Here is a 13,489-nt window from a genome sequence, read left to right as displayed (position 1 = left end):
CAACAGAACCAGCTCGACAACAGGAGTCAATAGAAAATGATCCAGCAGGAGTCGCGACTTAAGGTCGCCGACAACACGGGTGCAAAGGAAATCCTGACCATCCGCGTGCTCGGTGGCTCGGCTCGACGCTACGCGGGTATTGGCGACACCATCGTCGCCACCGTCAAGGACGCAATCCCCGGCGGCAACGTCAAGAAGGGCGAAGTCGTCAAGGCAGTCGTAGTCCGCACTCGCAAAGAAACCCGCCGTCCCGACGGTTCGTACATTCGTTTCGATGAGAACGCAGCCGTCATTATCAATTCCAACGGCGAACCGCGTGGCACGCGTATCTTCGGCCCAGTCGGCCGTGAGCTGCGCGACAAGCGCTTCATGCGTATCGTCTCGCTCGCACCGGAGGTGATCTGATGGCAGCCAAGATCCGTAAGGGTGACCTGGTTGAGGTCGTTCGCGGTCGTTCATCCGACGAGAAGAAGCTCGCAGAGCGCAACGCCCGCCGTGCAGCCGAGGGCCTCGAACCCCTCAAGGCTGGCGACAAGGGCAAGCAGGGACGCGTCATCAAGGTTTTCCCGGCTGAGGGCAAGGTTCTCGTCGAAGGCATCAACCTGAAGACCCGTCACGTTCGCCAGGGCCAGACCCAGGGGCAGACCGGTGGCATCGAGACCATCGAAGCCCCGATCTCGATCGCAAAGGTCGCACTGGTCGATCCCGAAACCAAGCAGCGCGTGCGCGTCGGCTTCCGCGAGGATGTCGTCGAGCGCGATGGCCGCACCCGGACCGTCCGCGTTCGCGTGACCCGCGGTGGCGCCAAGCGCGGCATCGAGCAGGGCAAGGAGATCTGAACATGACCCCGCGTCTCAAGGAAAAGTACGTCTCCGAAATTCGTGACGCCCTCCGCACCGAGTTCAAGCATGAGAACATCATGCAGGTTGCCGGTCTGACCAAGATCGTCGTGAACATGGGTGTTGGTGAGGCAGCTCGCGATTCGAAGGCACTCGAGGGCGCAATCCGCGACCTCACCGCTATCACTGGCCAGAAGCCCGTGACCACCAAGGCAAAGAAGTCCATCGCACAGTTCAAGCTACGCGAAGGCCAGGCCATCGGTGCTCACGTCACGCTCCGTGGCGATCGTATGTGGGAATTCCTCGATCGTCTTCTCTCAACTGCTCTTCCGCGTATCCGCGACTTCCGCGGTCTGTCGGCCAAGCAGTTCGACGGTCACGGTAACTACACCTTCGGTCTGACGGAACAGTCCATGTTCCACGAGATCGACCAGGATTCGATTGACCGAGTTCGCGGTATGGATATCACCGTCGTTACCTCGGCCTCCACCGATGATGAGGGCCGTGCGCTCCTGCGTCATCTCGGATTCCCGTTCAAGGAGGACTGACCCATGGCGAAGACATCCCTGAAGGTCAAGGCCGCACGTAAGCCGAAGTTCGGCGTTCGTGCATACACGCGTTGCAACCGTTGTGGTCGCCCCCACTCGGTATACCGCAAGTTCGGCCTGTGCCGCGTTTGCCTCCGAGAGCTCGCCCTTGCTGGCGAACTCCCCGGAGTCACCAAGAGCAGCTGGTAAAACACTGACGTCGTAGGTCTCAAAAGGAGAAACCACGACGAGGAAGGGGAATTTCCCCAATGACAATGACTGATCCCATTGCAGACATGCTGACGCGTCTGCGTAACGCGAATCGTGCGCATCACGATACGGTTTCCATGCCGTACTCCAAGATGAAGAACGCGATCGCAAACATCCTGGTCGAAGAGGGCTACATTGCTTCGACCTCGGTTGAGGATGCCCGCGTGGGCAAGACCCTCACCATCACGTTGAAGTACGGTTCGCACCGCGAAGCGGCTCTCCAGGGTCTGCAGCGCGTTTCCAAGCCGGGTCTGCGCGTGTACGCCAAGTCCACCAACCTGCCTAAGGTTCGCGGCGGCCTGGGCGTGGCAATTCTGTCCACGTCCTCCGGTCTGCTCACCGACCGTCAGGCAGCCGACAAGGGTGTAGGTGGGGAAGTCCTCGCCTACATCTGGTGAACAGGAGGCTGAACAATGTCGCGAATCGGTAAGCAACCCATTGCTATCCCCGCAGGCGTCGACGTCACCGTTAACGGTGCAGACGTTAAGGTGAAGGGCAAGAAGGGCGAACTTTCACACACCGTCGCAGCCCCCATCACGGTGGCTATTGAAGACGGTCAGATTCTGGTTTCCCGTCCGGACGATGAGCGCCTTTCCTGTTCGCTCCACGGTCTGACTCGCACCCTTATTGCGAACATGATCGTTGGCGTGACCGAGGGCTACAAGAAGGAACTCGAAATCACCGGTACCGGTTACCGCGTGGTCGCCAAGGGCAAGAACCTCGAGTTCTCTCTCGGCTTCTCGCACACCGTTCCGGTCGAAGCTCCGGAAGGCATCGAGTTCACCGTTGAGTCGCAGACCAAGTTCACGGTCCACGGCATCGACAAGCAACTCGTTGGCGAAACCGCAGCTCGCATCCGCAAGCTGAAGAAGCCTGAACCCTACAAGGGCAAGGGCATCCACTACGTGGGCGAAACGATCCGTCGCAAGGTCGGAAAGGCTGGTAAGTGATGGCGTACACGGTCAAGGGCAAGGGCAAGTTCGTCGCTCGCAAGCGTCGTCACATTCGCCTTCGCAAGAAGATCAACGGTACCCCGGCGCGTCCGCGCCTGGTCGTCACCCGCTCGAATCGTCACATCGTTGCTCAGGTTATCGACGACACCGTCGGTCACACCCTGGTTTCTGCTTCCGACTTCGAGTCCGGCGTCGAAACCATGACTGGCACGAAGACCGAAAAGGCAACCAAGGTTGGCGCTCTCGTTGCAGAGCGTGCGAAGGCGGCCGGCATCACCGCCGTCGTTTTCGACCGTGGTGGCAACAAGTATTTCGGCCGCGTTGCGGCCGTCGCCGAAGCTGCCCGTCAGGGTGGCCTCGAGCTGTGACCGGATCGAAGGAAAGAGAGATCATCTGATGGCTGCACCGCAGCGAGGCAGGAACGGTCAGGAAGGCTCTGAGCGTTCGGGCGACGGCGAGCGTCGCGACCGCCGTAATGGTCGTGGCGACCGCGATACACGTCGTGGCAACGAAAAGAATGAATACATCGAACGTGTTGTGACCATCAACCGCGTTTCCAAGGTTGTGAAGGGTGGACGTCGTTTCTCCTTCACCGCTCTGGTTGTCGTGGGCGATGGCGAAGGCACCGTCGGTGTTGGCTACGGAAAGGCCAAGGAAGTTCCCCAGGCCATTTCCAAGGGCGTTGAGGAAGCGAAGAAGAATTTCATTCGCGTTCCGATGATCCGTCGCACTATCACGCACCTGGTTCAGGGTCACGATGCCGCCGGCACCGTGCTTCTGCGCCCGGCAGCACCGGGCACCGGCGTTATCGCCGGCGGTCCGGTTCGTGCAGTGCTCGAGGCAGCTGGCGTGCACGACGTGCTCACCAAGTCGCTCGGCTCTGACAACGCAATCAACATTGTTCACGCGACTGTTGATGCCCTCAAGCAACTGGAACAGCCTGAAGCTGTTGCAGCACGTCGCGGTCTTCCGCTGGAGCGCGTTGCTCCGGCTTCGATGCTCCGCGCACGCGCAGAGGGTGAAGCTGAGAAGCGGGCCAAGGCTGAAAAGGCTGAGGCAGAAAAGGCTTCCGCGGGGGTGAATGAGTGATGGCGAACATCAAGATCACGCAGACCAAGTCGTCGATCGGCGCCAAGCAGAACATGAAGGACACTCTGCGCACCCTCGGGTTGCGTAAGATCGGCCAGAGCGTCGTCCGTGAGAACACCGAGACCGTTCTCGGTGCAGTTCACACGGTTCGTCACCTGGTGACCGTTGAGGAGGTCGACTGACCATGGCGGACTCCAAGTCCACAACAGGCGAAAAGGTGCAGATCGTTAAGCTGCACCACCTCCGTCCAGCCCCCGGCGCCAAGACCGCCAAGACCCGCGTTGGTCGTGGTGAAGGCTCCAAGGGCAAGACGGCTGGTCGCGGTACCAAGGGTACGAAGGCTCGCTACCAGGTGGCTGCAGGCTTTGAAGGTGGCCAGATGCCGATTCACATGCGTCTGCCCAAGCTCCGTGGCTTCAAGAACCCCTTCCGCGTTGAGTACCAGGTCGTCAACGTTGCCAAGCTTGAGGAACTGTTCCCCAAGGGTGGCAAGGTGACGGTCGAGGATCTTGTCGCAAAGCACGCGGTTCGTGACGGCGCTCCGGTTAAGGTGCTCGGCACCGGTGAGCTCACCGTCAAGCTTGAGATCGAAGTTGACTCCTGGTCAGCTTCTGCTCAGGAGAAGATCACCGCAGCTGGCGGAACCATTTCCGCACGCTGACAGCTGATTGGGGGTGGTCCGGCATCAATCCGGATCACCCCCTTTTAGTGTTTTAAACTGATAGACGGTTCCTCGCAGAACCTTTGAACCCAAGGCCGATGTCTACACGGAGCCATTTTTCCGGTAGTCTGACACGGTCGCTAGGGCACATGCTCCAGCATTCCCATTACCCGTAGGAGGAAGCCTTGCTTAGTGCATTTGCACAGGCGTTCCGCACCCCTGACCTTCGTCGTAAGCTGCTGTTTACGCTGTTTATCATGGCGATGTTCCGCCTGGGTTCATACATTCCGACCCCCGGCGTTGACTCGACCGCGATCCAACAATGTCTGGCTCAGCAGGAAGAAGCGAATCTTCTTGACCTCGTGAACCTGTTCTCCGGTGGCGCGTTGCTCCAGCTATCGATCTTCGCACTCGGCATCATGCCGTACATCACAGCGTCGATCATCATTCAGCTTTTGCGTGTTGTCATTCCGCGTTTCGATGACCTCCATAAGGAAGGACAAACCGGTCAAGCCAAGCTGACGCAGTACACGCGTTACCTGACGATCTTCCTGGGCGTTCTACAGGCCACGACAACACTGACATTGGCTCGCACCGGACGTATGTTCTCCGGTTGTTCCGCGAACGTTTTGGCAGATGACTCTTGGTGGATGTTCCTTATCATGATCATCATCATGATGGCGGGTACCGGCGTGGTCATGTGGCTCGGCGAATTGATCACCGAGCGTGGCATCGGCAACGGCATGTCGCTCCTTATCTTTACTTCGATCATTGCCCGTCTTCCCTCCCAGATGCTGGCCATCGGTCAGTCTGGCAAGTGGGGTGCCGTGATCGCGATCCTTCTGCTCCTCTTCGCCGTTACGCTCGCCGTGGTGTTCATTGAGCAGGCTCAGCGTCGCATTCCAGTTCAGTACGCGAAGCGCATGATCGGTCGTCGCCAGTACGGTGGCACGACGACGTACATCCCGCTGAAAATCAATATGTCTGGCGTTATCCCGGTTATTTTCGCCTCGTCGATTCTTGCGTTGCCGTTGATGATTGCTCAGTTTGGTACCCAGACCGACGGTTGGGTTCAGTGGATTTCGGCGAACTTACATCAGGGATCGTGGGTCTACCTCACGATTTATGCACTCCTGATTCTCTTCTTCGCCTTCTTCTACACGGTGATTACATTCAACCCCGAAGAGGTTGCTGACAACATGAAGCGCTACGGTGGCTTCATTCCGGGTATTCGCGCAGGTCGTCCGACCGCTGAGTTCCTGTCCTACGTCATCAACCGCATTACGAGTGCCGGCGCACTCTACCTTGTGATCGTTGCCCTGTTGCCGTCACTCCTTATTATCCCCCTGAAGATTTCGCAGTCGCAGATGCCGTTCGGGGGCACGACGCTTCTGATTATTGTGGGCGTCGGTCTGCAGACCGTGAAGGAGATTAATACTCAGCTTCAGCAGCATCACTACGAAGGATTCTTACAATGACCGCCATGGTTCTTTTGGGTCCGCCCGGCGCAGGCAAGGGGACGCAAGCTACTCGAATCGCGGAAAAGCTGAGTATTCCGGCTATTTCTACCGGAGAGATTTTCCGTGCGAATATGTCTGAAGGCACTGAGATTGGCCTGCAGGCCAAGGCATTCATCGACCGTGGTGAGTTCGTTCCTGACTCGGTGACCAATGCGATGGTGAAGGCGCGTCTGTCTGCTCCGGACACTGCGAACGGTTTTCTTCTTGACGGCTACCCGCGCAACGTGGAGCAGGCTCATGTGCTTGCCGACATGTGCGAAGAGGTCGGCATCAAGCTTGACCTGGTTCTTGAAATCCAGGTTGATGAGGACGAAGTTGTGACCCGCATGATGAAGCGTGCCGAGGAACAGCATCGCACCGATGATACTGAGCCTGTCATGCGTCACCGCCTTGAGGTCTATCACCAGCAGACAGAACCGGTTGCGGCGTACTACGCCGACCATGATTTGCTTCAGGTTGTTGATGGTTCGGGTTCGATCGACGAAGTGACCGAGCGTATTTTCGCTGTCCTCAATTCTGTCGCGAAGAACTGACCGTTATGCAGCGTATTGAGTTGAAGACTCGAGACCAGATCCGCTGGATGCGTGAAGCTGGCTTGATTGTTGCTGACATTCACGCGAGCTTGCGCCAAGCGGTGCGCGCTGGTGTGACTACGGCTGAACTGGATGAAGTGTCCGCCGACGCGATTAGGCGCGGGGGAGCGACCTCGAACTTCCTCAATTACTACGGCTACCCAGCCACGGTCTGCATCTCCGTAAATGATGTGGTCGTCCACGGTATTCCCGGCAAGCAGAAGCTGAAGGATGGGGACATCGTCTCCTTCGACTGCGGTGCGTGGGTGTCTCACGGTGGCAAGCAGTGGCACGGTGACGCGGCGTTCTCCATCATCGTTGGTGACGAGTGGGTGGACGACGAGTCCTTCATGGCAGGAAAGCGTGGCTCGGGTGCTCACCCTCAGGGAGTTGACGAGGCCATGATGAAGCGTCGCCGTGAACTGGACGTTGTGACGCGCGAGTCTCTGTGGGCAGCTCTCGCTTCCCTCGAAAAGGGGCGTCGCATTTCCAGCGTCGGTCGCGCCGTCGAAGAAGTCGTTGCCAAGTATGACGACGAGTTCGGTTGGGAAGCCGGCATCATCGAGGAATACACAGGCCATGGTATCGGCACCGCGATGCACCAGGATCCCGAGGTCCTGAACTACGACGCTCGTGGAATCTTTCCGCGCGTGAAGCCCGGTATGGTCCTTGCGGTTGAGCCGATGCTGACTTCGGGTTCGATCGAGACCCTCACCGAATCTGACGAATGGACTGTCCGTACCGTCGATGGTTCGGACGCCGCCCATTGGGAGCACACGGTCGCGATCCTCGACGATGGCATCAGCGTGCTCACCGCCCCCGACTATGGAAAGGCTGGGCTCGCGCCTTTCGGGGTCGAACCGATCGAGCTCTGACACAAATGTCGCAACGCTGGCTCTGCTCCTCGTGGCGAGGTCGGCGATGACTCTGCTCCTCGAGGCGAGGTCAGCGCCGTAAGCGTGGTGCGACAATGCGCACAGCGACGCGGACACTTACCTTTGTCCGTGCCCCGCGACTCTGCGATTCTCCTGCCGGAGTATCTATCAGGTCGGGCGATCGGTGATCGACTGAGCCCAAGCCGACCGATCCGTTAGCGGGGGGAGTGCTCGTCCGGGGAATGTCCCGATTTCTTCGAGGAGCTGTGGCTCTTCGCGACGATGACCAAGGCGCGGACGATGTAGACGAGGGCGCCCACCCAGAAGATCCAGTTCCAGCGCGGTGCAGTCAACGCGACGCCTACGAGACAGAGGGCGAAGCCGACGTTCCACCAGGCAGCGCTACCGGTTGATGCTCTGCCGTTTATGAACATGACGCCACCGCGCGTCTGAGTCTGTGCGTCATGACAACTCCTTTGTTGATTTGAGGCAGGTGATCCCAGTATCTCCATGTTTTCAAGACGGAGGGGCCACTTTCGTTACAGAAGATGCTGTGTGGGATGCGGGGATGGCGATGCTCTGTGCAGCTCCCAGGTGTCGTAGCTTCCAGGTGTCATTGAAATGGCAAGGCATCACAGTAGGGGAGAAAAGGACTAAGCCTTTTGTCTCGTCCGCTGCACCGCTCCCTCCTTGTCGATGAACTCGGCTCGTGCTCTCGTCCTCGTCAATGAACTCGGCCCGCGCTCGAGTCCTCGTCGATGAACTTGGCCAGCGCTTCCCTCCTTGTCGATGAATCCGGCCGAAGGTGAGGCAGTCGACAGGGCAGTCAACTACCAGAGGGATGTGCTTTTGCTGTACTCTAGATCTTCGGGCGTGTCGCATGTCGGCTGTGTCGTACGTGTTGCATGCGCCCCGTGGCCCTTGGGCCATGACTCATCCGAAGAACGTAGAGGACAGACGGAGGATATGGCAAAGAAAGACGGCGTCATCGAAATGGAAGGCACGGTCGTTGAGGCCCTGCCGAACGCGATGTTCCGTGTGGAACTGGCCAATGGGCACGTTGTGCTCGGCCACATTGCAGGAAAGATGCGACAGCACTACATTCGAATCCTCCCCGAGGATCGAGTTCTCGTCGAACTGAGCCCCTACGACCTCTCCCGAGGCCGTATCGTCTACCGCTACAAGTAAACCCCGACACGACCGTCTACGGACGGTGGAGGAATAACCATGAAGGTCAAGCCGAGTGTCAAGAAGATTTGTGACAAGTGCAAGGTGATTCGTCGCCACGGCAATGTCATGGTCATCTGCGACAACCCCAGGCACAAGCAACGTCAGGGCTGAAATCCTCACGTAGCTGACCCGGGCACAACAGCCCACAGGATCACATCAAGCGCGAATACGCGACCCTCGGTTCGGAGGCCGAGGCCGGATAGCTCATCCGGAAGATGTGATGACGACCTCCGAAGAACAACTGGAGCACCAACAACATGGCACGTATTGCCGGTGTCGACCTCCCCCGTGAAAAGCGACTGGAGATTGCACTTACCTACATTTACGGAGTCGGCCGCACCCGCGCGGCCGAGACCCTCGAAGCAACGGGTGTCAGCCCGGACGTCCGCGTGAAGGACGCCACCGAGGAAGATCTCGTCAAGCTCCGTGAATACATCGAATCGAACTTCAAGGTTGAGGGCGACCTTCGTCGCGAAGTTCAGGCTGACATTCGCCGCAAGATCGAAATTGGCTCTTACCAGGGTCTTCGCCACCGTCGTGGCCTGCCGGTCCATGGTCAGCGCACCAAGACCAACGCTCGCACCCGCAAGGGCCCGAAGCGCACCGTTGCAGGCAAGAAGAAGGCCAAGTAAGGCCTAAGGACTTCCAGCCTTTACGGCGGATAGTTCTTCATACGACTGAAGAAGGAACTGTTAAACACAATGGCAGCTGCAAAAACTTCGCGCTCCGGTGCTGCTCGTAAGCCGCGCCGCAAGCTCAACAAGAACGTCACCCACGGTCACGCGTACATCAAGTCGACGTTTAACAACACCATCGTTTCCCTGACCGACACCACTGGTGCCGTTATCGCCTGGGCCTCGTCTGGCCAGGTCGGCTTCAAGGGTTCGCGTAAGTCCACCCCCTTCGCTGCGCAGCTTGCAGCAGAGGCGGCCGCGCGTCGCGCCCAGGAACACGGCATGAAGAAGGTCGACGTCTTCGTTAAGGGGCCCGGCTCCGGCCGTGAAACCGCGATCCGTTCCCTCCAGGCCGCTGGCCTCGAGGTCGGCTCGATCCAGGACGTTACCCCTCAGGCACACAACGGCGCTCGCCCCCCGAAGCGTCGTCGCGTCTGATTCGTCGCACCGGGATGCTTTGCCGTCCGGCATCGCATCCCCACGTCTGAGTACACCATTCGGTCGTGCTCACACCCTCCGTCCCACTCATGTGGGATCCACTGTCCGGCGTCATATGGCGGGCGCCGGGAAGAAAGGACCAAGACGTGCTCATTGCAGAGCGACCAATCCTCACCGAGGAAAAAGTCAGCGAACACCGTTCACGCTTCACACTCGAACCCCTCGAACCGGGCTTCGGTTACACGCTGGGTAATTCCCTGCGTCGTACCCTGCTCTCTTCGATCCCGGGCGCGGCGGTTACGTCCATCCGTATCGATGGCGTTGCCCACGAATTCCGCACTATCGAAGGTGTGAAGGAGGATGTCGCAGAGATCATCCTCAACATCAAGCAGATCGTCCTCTCCTCTGAGATGGATGAACCCGTCGTGATGTACCTGCGTAAGGCCGGCCCCGGTGTCGTCCTCGCTGGCGACATCACCCCGCCGGCAGGCGTTGAGATCCACAATCCGGATCTTCACCTTGCCACCCTCAATGACAAGGGCAAGCTCGAGATCGAACTGACCGTTGAGCGTGGACGCGGTTACGTTTCCGCGGCGCAGAACAAGGATCCTCAGGCTGAAATCTCGCGGATTCCGATCGATTCGATCTACTCGCCGGTTGTCAAGGTCACCTACAAGGTCGAGGCAACTCGTGTTGAGCAGCGTACCGACTTTGATCGCCTCGTCATCGACGTGGAGACCAAGTCGGCGATCACCCCGCGTGATGCTCTTGCATCGGCTGGTAAGACCCTTGTTGAACTGTTCGGCCTCATGCGCGAACTGAACGAGGAAGCAGAAGGCATCGAAGTGGGTCCGTCGACCACCGACGAAACCCTCGCAGCAGACCTTGCTCTGCCGATCGAAAGCCTGAACCTGCAGTCTCGTTCTTACAACGCGCTGCGTCGTCGTGGGATCCTCACCGTGGGCGAGCTTGTCGCTCACTCCGAGGCTGATCTTCTTGATATTCGTAACTTCGGCACCAAGTCGATCGAAGAGATCAAGGAATCTCTGGCCACTCTCGGCATGACACTCAAGGATTCGGTTATGCCGATCCCGGGTGCCTCTGAGTCTGGTTCGGTCCAGTTCAGCGACGAACAGTCCATCTGACCCTTATGCGTCCGATGGACGCACCTAATCCGTAGGAGACACAATGCCCACCCCCAAGAAGGGTGCTCGTCTGGGCGGAAGCCCGGCACACCAGAAGCTGATCCTGTCGAACCTCGCGACTCAGCTCATCGAACACCGCGCACTCACGACCACCGAAGCCAAGGCTAAGCTTCTGCAGCCTTACTTCGAGAAGCTCGTGACCAAGGCAAAGCGTGGCGACATGCACGCTCGTCGCACGGTTGCTAAGAAGATCACCTCGAAGGAAGCACTCTACGTGCTCTTCGACGAGATTGCGCCGGCCATCGATTCTGAGCGTCAGGGTGGCTACACCCGCCTCATCCGCGTTGGTAACCGTAAGGGTGACAACGCTCCTCTCATGCGCATCGAAATCGTTCTCGAGAAGCTCGAGAAGAAGGCTGTTGTGAAGAAGGCTGAAGACACTGCCGCCAAGGCAGCTGAAAAGCCTGCTGAAAAGGTTGAGGAAGCCCCCAAGTCTGAAGAGACCGAGGTTGAGGCATCTGAAGCTGAGTGACTAGGTCGCGGGCTTGCCCGTGATTGACTCTCACTTTTGAGGTGGGGTTGGAGACGCTGATGCGTTTCCGGCCCCACCTTTTTGTTTGCGTCCACCGCGCTTGTTCAGGCGTGGCGTGTTTTTGTGGCTCTGCTTGTTCACGTTTGGGGTGTTTTGTGACCACGCTTGTTCGCGTTTGGGGTGTTTTGTGACCACGCTTGTTCATGCTCAGGCCGACTATCGGGCATATGCAGGCGGGCCCATGGCGGTGAACAAGCGCGGTGGGAATCGACGACAATTCGGACTAAATCGGTGAACAAGCGCGGTGGATCGTTAGAGTTGGTGGCATGTCTGAACCCATGACGCTCGCCATTGACTGCGGTGGTGGCGGAATTAAAGGCTCCGTCGTTGACGAACGAGGCACGATGATCGCACCGGCGATTCGCACGCCTACGCCGTACCCGCTACCGCCGGAGCTCTTGATCGAAGTTGCGCAGGATCTGGCGAACAAGCTCCCTCAAGCTGACCGTGTGACTATGGGAATGCCTGGAATGATCCGACACGGAGTGGTTGTGGCTACCCCGCACTACATCACGCGCTCCGGCCCTCGCTCCAAAGTGGTTCCCGAACTTGTTGAACGTTGGGACCATTTCGACATGAGAGGAGGCATCGAAAGGGCGCTTGGCTTGCCCACGAAGGTTTTGAATGACGCCGAGGTTGCTGGAGCCGGTGTCATTACCGGTACGGGGCTCGAAATGATCATCACCCTGGGGACGGGCCTCGGAAATGCAGTCTTTGATTCCGGAGTGCTGGCACCTCACGTTGAAGTGTCGCAGGGCTTCGTCCGTTGGGGCCTGACCTACGACGATTACATCGGGGAACACGAACGGCTACGACTTGGCGATGCACACTGGTCGCGTCGCGTCCGTCGCGTCATCGATGGACTTCGTCCCATGTACATGTGGGACCGTCTCTACCTTGGAGGCGGCAACTCGAAGCTGATTACAAGCGGACATCGCGCCCGCCTAGGTGACGATGTCATCATCGTGCCCAATGATGCAGGCATCATCGGGGGAGTGCGCGCGTGGTCTCTATGAGCAACTCCGACCCCTTAGCTTTTACCGCGCTTGTTCACGAACCTGTCGCGCTTGTTGAAGAATCCGCTGCGCTTGTTCAAGCACCTCACACTCTTCGCATCCGTCTTGACCTCAGCTACGACGGGACGAATTTCCACGGGTGGGCTTCCCAGCCAGGCCAACGAACCGTGCAAGGTGAAATTGAAGCTGGCTTAGGCCTCGTACTTCGGTGCCCAACTGTGCTGACGGTCGCTGGGCGAACGGATGCCGGAGTGCACGCGCGCCATCAAGTGGTCCACTTCGACGTTGAACAAGCGCGGTGGGAAAAGGTCGCGCCTCGAGGGGCGGAAGCGACTGCGGAGGCCTGTGCGAACGCGCTTGTTCGCCGATTGAACGGTGTGATTGCGCGCGCGTATGGGCAGTGGATGCGCGATCGTGCCCTGAATGCGCCCAAAGGTACGGCCGATGTTGTGATCCGCGAGGCGCATGTTGTTTCGTCGGATTTTGATGCGCGTTTTTCTGCTCTAGGACGTCATTACTGCTACCGGCTGATGAGCGGGGGAGTCGATCCGCTCCGCCGTTTTGATGTTCTGAGTCTTGAACAACCTCTAGATGTTGACTTGATGAATCGGGCAGCAGCCCCATTGCTTGGCGAGCATGATTTTCTGTCGTACTGCCGGCCACGCGAAGGAGCCACAACGATTCGCGCGCTGACGCGCCTGGAATTCAAGCCGTCTTCGACAGCGCTTGCTCACCGTTCGGGGGCGCTTGTTCACCGTTCGGGGGCGCTTACTCCCCAACAGGGCGTATCAGAGTCCGTGCTTGTTGAGTGTTTTGTCGACGCTGATGCGTTCTGCCACTCGATGGTGCGTTCGCTTGTTGGCGCGCTTGTTGAAGTGGGTTTGGGTCGCCGGAGCGTCGACTGGCCGTATGAGCTGCTTCAAGCCTGCTCTCGAACAAGCGCGGCGCCGATTGCTCCTGCGCACGGACTGACTTTGGAGGGCGTGGACTATCCGGCGCCGGATCAGTGGGCCTCGCGCGCTCAACAAGCGCGGTCGCGTCGCGATTCGTGTTGTGGCGACGGGAGTTAGGCCCAGTCTGCCTTGGTG

General features: G+C 58.7%; 22 protein-coding genes. 21 read left to right on the top strand and 1 reads right to left on the bottom strand.

From position 1 onward, the window contains the following. Nucleotides 1-36 precede the first annotated feature (36 nt). The 13 genes from rplN (at nucleotide 37) to QP503_RS01990 (ending at nucleotide 7,306) form a co-directional block, all read left to right on the top strand. A complete protein-coding gene (rplN, locus tag QP503_RS02050) occupies nucleotides 37-405 on the top strand; it encodes a 50S ribosomal protein L14 (protein ID WP_006681489.1) in 369 nt (122 codons plus the stop codon). After that, on the top strand, nucleotides 405-839 hold the full coding sequence (rplX, locus tag QP503_RS02045; protein ID WP_006681488.1) for a 50S ribosomal protein L24: 435 nt from the start codon (nucleotides 405-407) through the stop codon (nucleotides 837-839). Before rplN ends, rplX begins: the two co-directional genes overlap by 1 nt. A 2-nt stretch (nucleotides 840-841) precedes the next feature. Next, nucleotides 842-1,387, top strand: a complete 546-nt coding sequence (gene rplE / locus QP503_RS02040) for a 50S ribosomal protein L5 (RefSeq protein WP_101627638.1) — start codon at nucleotides 842-844, stop codon at nucleotides 1,385-1,387. Nucleotides 1,388-1,390: 3 nt separating this feature from the next. Continuing rightward, nucleotides 1,391-1,576 (top strand): type Z 30S ribosomal protein S14, encoded by a 186-nt coding sequence (locus tag QP503_RS02035; protein ID WP_006681486.1) that lies wholly within the window; start codon nucleotides 1,391-1,393, stop codon nucleotides 1,574-1,576. Between the two features lie 59 nt (nucleotides 1,577-1,635). Further along, nucleotides 1,636-2,034: a 30S ribosomal protein S8 gene (gene rpsH, locus QP503_RS02030; protein ID WP_006681485.1), complete on the top strand. Its 399-nt coding sequence runs from the start codon at nucleotides 1,636-1,638 to the stop codon at nucleotides 2,032-2,034. A 15-nt stretch (nucleotides 2,035-2,049) separates the two neighbouring features. Then, nucleotides 2,050-2,586, top strand: a complete 537-nt coding sequence (gene rplF / locus QP503_RS02025) for a 50S ribosomal protein L6 (RefSeq protein ID WP_006681484.1) — start codon at nucleotides 2,050-2,052, stop codon at nucleotides 2,584-2,586. Continuing rightward, nucleotides 2,586-2,957, top strand: coding sequence for a 50S ribosomal protein L18 (gene rplR, locus QP503_RS02020; protein ID WP_006681483.1), 372 nt, complete (start codon nucleotides 2,586-2,588; stop codon nucleotides 2,955-2,957). The genes rplF and rplR overlap by 1 nt, the downstream gene beginning before the upstream one ends. Nucleotides 2,958-2,985: 28 nt before the next feature. Then, a complete protein-coding gene (rpsE, locus tag QP503_RS02015; RefSeq protein WP_006681482.1) occupies nucleotides 2,986-3,678 on the top strand; it encodes a 30S ribosomal protein S5 in 693 nt (230 codons plus the stop codon). Then, complete coding sequence (rpmD, locus tag QP503_RS02010) at nucleotides 3,675-3,860, top strand: 50S ribosomal protein L30 (RefSeq protein WP_179369897.1); 186 nt, start codon at nucleotides 3,675-3,677, stop codon at nucleotides 3,858-3,860. The genes rpsE and rpmD overlap by 4 nt, the downstream gene beginning before the upstream one ends. Before the next feature lie 2 nt (nucleotides 3,861-3,862). After that, on the top strand, nucleotides 3,863-4,339 hold the full coding sequence (gene rplO, locus QP503_RS02005) for a 50S ribosomal protein L15 (protein ID WP_006681480.1): 477 nt from the start codon (nucleotides 3,863-3,865) through the stop codon (nucleotides 4,337-4,339). Between the two features lie 185 nt (nucleotides 4,340-4,524). Then, nucleotides 4,525-5,817: a preprotein translocase subunit SecY gene (gene secY / locus QP503_RS02000; protein WP_006681479.1), complete on the top strand. Its 1,293-nt coding sequence runs from the start codon at nucleotides 4,525-4,527 to the stop codon at nucleotides 5,815-5,817. Continuing rightward, the gene (locus QP503_RS01995) at nucleotides 5,814-6,392 is read left to right on the top strand and encodes an adenylate kinase (protein ID WP_285101129.1); all 579 of its coding nucleotides are present in this window, start codon (nucleotides 5,814-5,816) and stop codon (nucleotides 6,390-6,392) included. The genes secY and QP503_RS01995 overlap by 4 nt, the downstream gene beginning before the upstream one ends. Nucleotides 6,393-6,397: 5 nt before the next feature. Further along, on the top strand, nucleotides 6,398-7,306 hold the full coding sequence (locus QP503_RS01990) for a type I methionyl aminopeptidase (protein ID WP_285101127.1): 909 nt from the start codon (nucleotides 6,398-6,400) through the stop codon (nucleotides 7,304-7,306). A 168-nt stretch (nucleotides 7,307-7,474) separates the two neighbouring features. Here the strand turns inward: QP503_RS01990 and QP503_RS01985 are convergent, their stop codons facing one another. Further along, nucleotides 7,475-7,699: a hypothetical protein gene (locus QP503_RS01985; RefSeq protein ID WP_285101125.1), complete on the bottom strand. Its 225-nt coding sequence runs from the start codon at nucleotides 7,697-7,699 to the stop codon at nucleotides 7,475-7,477. A gap of 573 nt (nucleotides 7,700-8,272) precedes the next feature. Between QP503_RS01985 and infA the strand changes: the two genes are divergently transcribed. The 8 genes from infA to QP503_RS01945 all read left to right on the top strand — a co-directional run bounded on the left by infA (nucleotide 8,273) and on the right by QP503_RS01945 (nucleotide 13,471). After that, on the top strand, nucleotides 8,273-8,494 hold the full coding sequence (gene infA / locus QP503_RS01980) for a translation initiation factor IF-1 (RefSeq protein WP_040318576.1): 222 nt from the start codon (nucleotides 8,273-8,275) through the stop codon (nucleotides 8,492-8,494). A 39-nt stretch (nucleotides 8,495-8,533) separates the two neighbouring features. Continuing rightward, the gene (gene rpmJ, locus QP503_RS01975) at nucleotides 8,534-8,647 is read left to right on the top strand and encodes a 50S ribosomal protein L36 (RefSeq protein ID WP_003790577.1); all 114 of its coding nucleotides are present in this window, start codon (nucleotides 8,534-8,536) and stop codon (nucleotides 8,645-8,647) included. Nucleotides 8,648-8,793: 146 nt separating this feature from the next. Then, complete coding sequence (gene rpsM / locus QP503_RS01970; protein WP_006681474.1) at nucleotides 8,794-9,168, top strand: 30S ribosomal protein S13; 375 nt, start codon at nucleotides 8,794-8,796, stop codon at nucleotides 9,166-9,168. A gap of 69 nt (nucleotides 9,169-9,237) precedes the next feature. Further along, nucleotides 9,238-9,648, top strand: coding sequence for a 30S ribosomal protein S11 (gene rpsK / locus QP503_RS01965; protein ID WP_006681473.1), 411 nt, complete (start codon nucleotides 9,238-9,240; stop codon nucleotides 9,646-9,648). A 146-nt stretch (nucleotides 9,649-9,794) separates the two neighbouring features. After that, nucleotides 9,795-10,793 (top strand): DNA-directed RNA polymerase subunit alpha, encoded by a 999-nt coding sequence (locus QP503_RS01960; protein ID WP_006681472.1) that lies wholly within the window; start codon nucleotides 9,795-9,797, stop codon nucleotides 10,791-10,793. A 43-nt stretch (nucleotides 10,794-10,836) separates the two neighbouring features. Continuing rightward, a complete protein-coding gene (gene rplQ, locus QP503_RS01955) occupies nucleotides 10,837-11,325 on the top strand; it encodes a 50S ribosomal protein L17 (protein WP_006681471.1) in 489 nt (162 codons plus the stop codon). Between the two features lie 326 nt (nucleotides 11,326-11,651). Further along, the gene (locus QP503_RS01950) at nucleotides 11,652-12,401 is read left to right on the top strand and encodes an ROK family protein (protein WP_006681470.1); all 750 of its coding nucleotides are present in this window, start codon (nucleotides 11,652-11,654) and stop codon (nucleotides 12,399-12,401) included. After that, a complete protein-coding gene (locus QP503_RS01945) occupies nucleotides 12,389-13,471 on the top strand; it encodes a tRNA pseudouridine synthase A (protein ID WP_285101123.1) in 1,083 nt (360 codons plus the stop codon). The genes QP503_RS01950 and QP503_RS01945 overlap by 13 nt, the downstream gene beginning before the upstream one ends. Nucleotides 13,472-13,489 lie beyond the last annotated feature (18 nt).

The organism is Pauljensenia sp. UMB0895, from assembly GCF_030218905.1.
GTDB classification, from domain to species: Bacteria; Actinomycetota; Actinomycetes; order Actinomycetales; family Actinomycetaceae; genus Pauljensenia; species Pauljensenia turicensis_A.
Note: the sequence above shows the minus strand (reverse complement) of the source record. Positions and strands in the feature narration are given on the sequence as shown.

Excerpts from the sequence above, each read along its gene's own strand:
- rplN (WP_006681489.1), top strand. The coding sequence starts at position 37 with ATGATCCAGCAGGAGTCGCGACTTAAGGTCGCCGACAACACGGGTGCA.
- rplX (WP_006681488.1), top strand. The coding sequence starts at position 405 with ATGGCAGCCAAGATCCGTAAGGGTGACCTGGTTGAGGTCGTTCGCGGT.
- rplE (WP_101627638.1), top strand. The coding sequence starts at position 842 with ATGACCCCGCGTCTCAAGGAAAAGTACGTCTCCGAAATTCGTGACGCC.
- QP503_RS02035 (WP_006681486.1), top strand. The coding sequence starts at position 1,391 with ATGGCGAAGACATCCCTGAAGGTCAAGGCCGCACGTAAGCCGAAGTTC.
- rpsH (WP_006681485.1), top strand. The coding sequence starts at position 1,636 with ATGACAATGACTGATCCCATTGCAGACATGCTGACGCGTCTGCGTAAC.
- rplF (WP_006681484.1), top strand. The coding sequence starts at position 2,050 with ATGTCGCGAATCGGTAAGCAACCCATTGCTATCCCCGCAGGCGTCGAC.
- rplR (WP_006681483.1), top strand. The coding sequence starts at position 2,586 with ATGGCGTACACGGTCAAGGGCAAGGGCAAGTTCGTCGCTCGCAAGCGT.
- rpsE (WP_006681482.1), top strand. The coding sequence starts at position 2,986 with ATGGCTGCACCGCAGCGAGGCAGGAACGGTCAGGAAGGCTCTGAGCGT.
- rplO (WP_006681480.1), top strand. The coding sequence starts at position 3,863 with ATGGCGGACTCCAAGTCCACAACAGGCGAAAAGGTGCAGATCGTTAAG.
- QP503_RS01995 (WP_285101129.1), top strand. The coding sequence starts at position 5,814 with ATGACCGCCATGGTTCTTTTGGGTCCGCCCGGCGCAGGCAAGGGGACG.
- QP503_RS01990 (WP_285101127.1), top strand. The coding sequence starts at position 6,398 with ATGCAGCGTATTGAGTTGAAGACTCGAGACCAGATCCGCTGGATGCGT.
- infA (WP_040318576.1), top strand. The coding sequence starts at position 8,273 with ATGGCAAAGAAAGACGGCGTCATCGAAATGGAAGGCACGGTCGTTGAG.
- rpmJ (WP_003790577.1), top strand. The coding sequence starts at position 8,534 with ATGAAGGTCAAGCCGAGTGTCAAGAAGATTTGTGACAAGTGCAAGGTG.
- rpsM (WP_006681474.1), top strand. The coding sequence starts at position 8,794 with ATGGCACGTATTGCCGGTGTCGACCTCCCCCGTGAAAAGCGACTGGAG.
- rpsK (WP_006681473.1), top strand. The coding sequence starts at position 9,238 with ATGGCAGCTGCAAAAACTTCGCGCTCCGGTGCTGCTCGTAAGCCGCGC.
- rplQ (WP_006681471.1), top strand. The coding sequence starts at position 10,837 with ATGCCCACCCCCAAGAAGGGTGCTCGTCTGGGCGGAAGCCCGGCACAC.
- QP503_RS01950 (WP_006681470.1), top strand. The coding sequence starts at position 11,652 with ATGTCTGAACCCATGACGCTCGCCATTGACTGCGGTGGTGGCGGAATT.